The organism is Streptomyces kebangsaanensis, assembly GCF_001906585.1.
GTDB classification, from domain to species: domain Bacteria; phylum Actinomycetota; class Actinomycetes; order Streptomycetales; family Streptomycetaceae; genus Streptomyces; species Streptomyces kebangsaanensis.
The window spans coordinates 19,647-22,728 of record NZ_JUJA01000114.1 but is presented as its reverse complement, the minus strand read 5'-3'; the positions used below and the strand labels follow the sequence as shown (position 1 = coordinate 22,728).

The window sequence follows — 3,082 nt, the reverse complement described above, 5'->3', positions numbered from 1 at the left end:
GCGAGGGCCGGGAGCCCTGGTACTCGTAGGAGTCACCGCCGAAGGGCGGGCCGGGCGGCTGCGGGAAGCGGGGAGCACCCGGGCCGGGACCCTGGCCCTGGCCCTGGCCGGGACCGGGCCCCGGCGGGCGCGGCGAGGCCGGGGTGTACGAGGTCGCCGTGTTCGTCAGGAAGTTCCACCGGCACTCCTCGCAGAACGGCGCGGCGCCCTCACGGGGCGTACGGCACTGCGGGCAGAGTTCGGAGTCCGGTACGGCGGACAGGTGCGGGTGGCCGCCGGGCGCACCCGGGTGACCGGGACCGCCCGACCCCGGCGCGGGCGGGAACCCGTAGCCGCCGACCGGGGGCGGCGGGGGCGGCGGAGGCACGGCACCGGCCATGCGGTGACCGCACACCTCACACCAGTCGTCGGAACCCGACTGGTGTCCGTTCGGGCAGGTCGGCATGTCGGCGCTTCCCCCTCTCCTTTCCGGCCGTGTCGACCGGATTTCTCCAACCCCGAGGGGCCGGGCTCGCTGTCTTTGGTCGTCCGCCGCGGTGGTGCCGCGTCACTTCTTCACGCGAACAGTCTTGGTGGACCGTGTCTCGAGGGTCATCTCGTCGGCCTCCTCGACCTTCGCTTTCAGTCGCACAGTACCTGTCGTCGCGTCGACCACGTCCACCACCTTCGCAAGCAGTTTCGCAGTATCCGCGTTCCCCGAGGCGCCGGCGAGCTGAACGGCCCGGCCCAGTTTGGCCGTTGCTCCATCGATATCGCCCGCTTTGCGGAGCTCGAGTCCTTGCCGGATGGCCTGTGCCAGTTCGGCCTGCCCGGTGTAGTGGGCCACCTGCGGGCTGATCGAGGTGGAGGCGACCAGGTCGTCGGTCCACACGGCCCGTACGAGGCCCTGCGCGCCGAGGTTCCGCACCGTCCCTCCCCCACTCTCGGCTTCGCTCGAGCGGGAGGTGCCCCCTGCTTGTGGGACCACCAGGGAGACCCGGGCCGCGAGCATTTCCTGGCCGATGCCGGCCGCGGGCACCTCCACGCAGAGGTGGTAGTCACGGGACTCGTCCCCCCAGGAACCGGTGGGATAGTCCCCGGCACGCGGGCCCGCCTCGGTACGACGGCCGGTCAACTCTTCGACGGCAGGCGCCACTTGCTTGACGAACTTGAGGGTCGCGCCGACCGGAGTCCACACCCGCAGGGCGACGTCCGCGACCTCCTTGCCCATCGCCGCCTCCATCATCCGGGTGAAGTCGGCGGCCAGACCGGCCGGGTCGGCGACGATGTCGGCGGTGCCGAGCAACGCGGAGGCGATCCCTGTGACTTCTTTCACTTCCCAGTCGGTGCCCACGCCACGCGCGTCACAGGTGAAGCGTCCCGCGCAGTCGTCGAGCGCCCGCCCGAGGTCCTCGGGCGACTCGTGCTCGTTGCGGCCGTCGGTGAGCAGGATGCCGTGCCGGATCTCCACCTCGGCCGAGGACAGCAGCCGGTCGGCCAGCCGCAGCCAGGTGCCGATGGCGGTGCCGCCGCCCGCGCTCAGCCTGCGCAGCGCCAGCTTGGCCTGCTCGCGGGTGGTGGCGTCGGCGACCGCGAGCCGGCCGCCGCCCGGATAGACCTCCTTGGCCACGTGCGTGCCGCCGACCACCGCGAAGCGCACGCCGTCGCGCAGGGTGTCGATCGCGGCGGCCGTGGCGTCCCGGGCGTTGCGCATCTTGGCCGGCGGATAGTCCATCGAACCCGAGCAGTCGACCATCAGCGCCACCGCCGCGGACGGCCCCCGACCGGACGCGTAGAGGTGCGGCGCCGCCACCGCGCCGCCGATCGTGCCACCGCCGGTCGCGGTGACCGTGACGATCGCGTCGACCTCCCGGCCGCCCTCGGGCAGGTACTCGTTCTGGTATACGTCCACCGAGAACCGCGGCACGCCGGACTTCGAGAAATTGGCCATGTCTTCCCAGATCCCCCTTCTGGAACCCCCGCGCGCGGGGGCGACGACTGTGAACGGGCCGGCCCCCTCCGGCCCCTCGGAGCTTCTCCGCCGGTGAGGACCCGGGCCCGGGCTCCCGTCACGTGCCACGTGTCACGGCATGCCCCGGCACACGTCCCTCAGGGCGATCCTGCCCCTTGCGGCGGGGCCGGGAACGGCAGGACGGCCACTGTTACGTTGTCGTGGCCCCCGCCGTCCAGGGCATGGCCGACCAGCACCCGGGCGCTGTGCAGCGGCCGTACGGCGGCGTCGAGGGGGACGGCCTCGGCCATCTCCTCGGCCGTCTCGGCGTAGTTCCACAGCCCGTCCGTGCAGACCACGACCACACCCGGCCGGTCCGGTTTGAAGGAGGCGGTGTGCGGCTCCAGTTCGTAGGCGTCCGCGCCGAGCCAGCCGGTGATCGCGTGGGCGCGCTCGTCGGCGTACGCCTCCGCCTCGGTCATCAGGCCCGCGGCGACCATCTGCGCGGCCCACGAGTCGTCCTCGGTGAGCCGGGCCGGGGGCGTGGAGCGGTCCACCGGCACCCAGTAGACACGACTGTCGCCGACCCAGCCGACGACCAGCAGGCCGGAGGTCACCACCGCGCCGACGAACGTGCAGGCCGGCGCGTTCTGGTGCGGGGCGTGCTCGCGGGCCGTCGCGGGTTCCCCGGCGAGCGACTCGACCGCCTTCGCGGCGGCCACGATCGCCTCGTGCATGGCCTGTTGGGGGTGCGTGCCCCGGGGCAGCGCGGCCAGCAGGGACTCGATCGCCGCCCGCGAGGCGGCCAGTGAGGCGTCGTCGGGGCGGGTCGCGGAGGACACGCCGTCGCAGACGATCGCCACGGCCGCGGGCGAGCCGTCGGGCAGCGCGGTGTGGCCGACGGCGAAGGCGTCCTCGTTGCGGTGGTGGCGCAGGCCCCGGTCGCTGACCGCGGCGACCGGGCCCGACTCCCGTTCCATGTGGTCGCGTTCGCGCGGCTGGGCGTGCCCGCAGTTCTCGCAGTAGCCGTCGCTGTCGACCCGGCCCGCCCGGCACGCCACGCACACCGCGGTGTCCTCGTCCTGCGCGGCGGCGTCCGCGGCCACCCGCGGGTCCGGCGCCTGCAGCGGGTACTCGTCGGGCTCCGCCGGC

2 protein-coding genes and 1 pseudogene are annotated in these 3,082 nt (G+C 73.7%); all 3 read right to left on the bottom strand.

Translation table 11 applies throughout. The annotated features are described in order from the left end of the window. Positions 1 to 445, bottom strand: a pseudogene (locus RH94_RS43620) (FHA domain-containing protein); the annotation flags it as partial. A gap of 102 nt (positions 446 to 547) precedes the next feature. Beyond that, on the bottom strand, positions 548 to 1,930 hold the full coding sequence (locus RH94_RS16880; RefSeq protein WP_073948414.1) for a vWA domain-containing protein: 1,383 nt from the start codon (positions 1,928 to 1,930) through the stop codon (positions 548 to 550). 158 nt (positions 1,931 to 2,088) lie between these two features. Next, positions 2,089 to 3,082 (bottom strand): PP2C family protein-serine/threonine phosphatase (locus tag RH94_RS16875; protein ID WP_073948413.1); only part of this gene is annotated, 994 nt, incomplete at its 5' end.

What these genes read in the sequence shown, in the direction of transcription:
- RH94_RS16880 (WP_073948414.1), bottom strand. Translation starts at nt 1,930, where the DNA reads ATGGCCAATTTCTCGAAGTCCGGCGTGCCGCGGTTCTCGGTGGACGTA.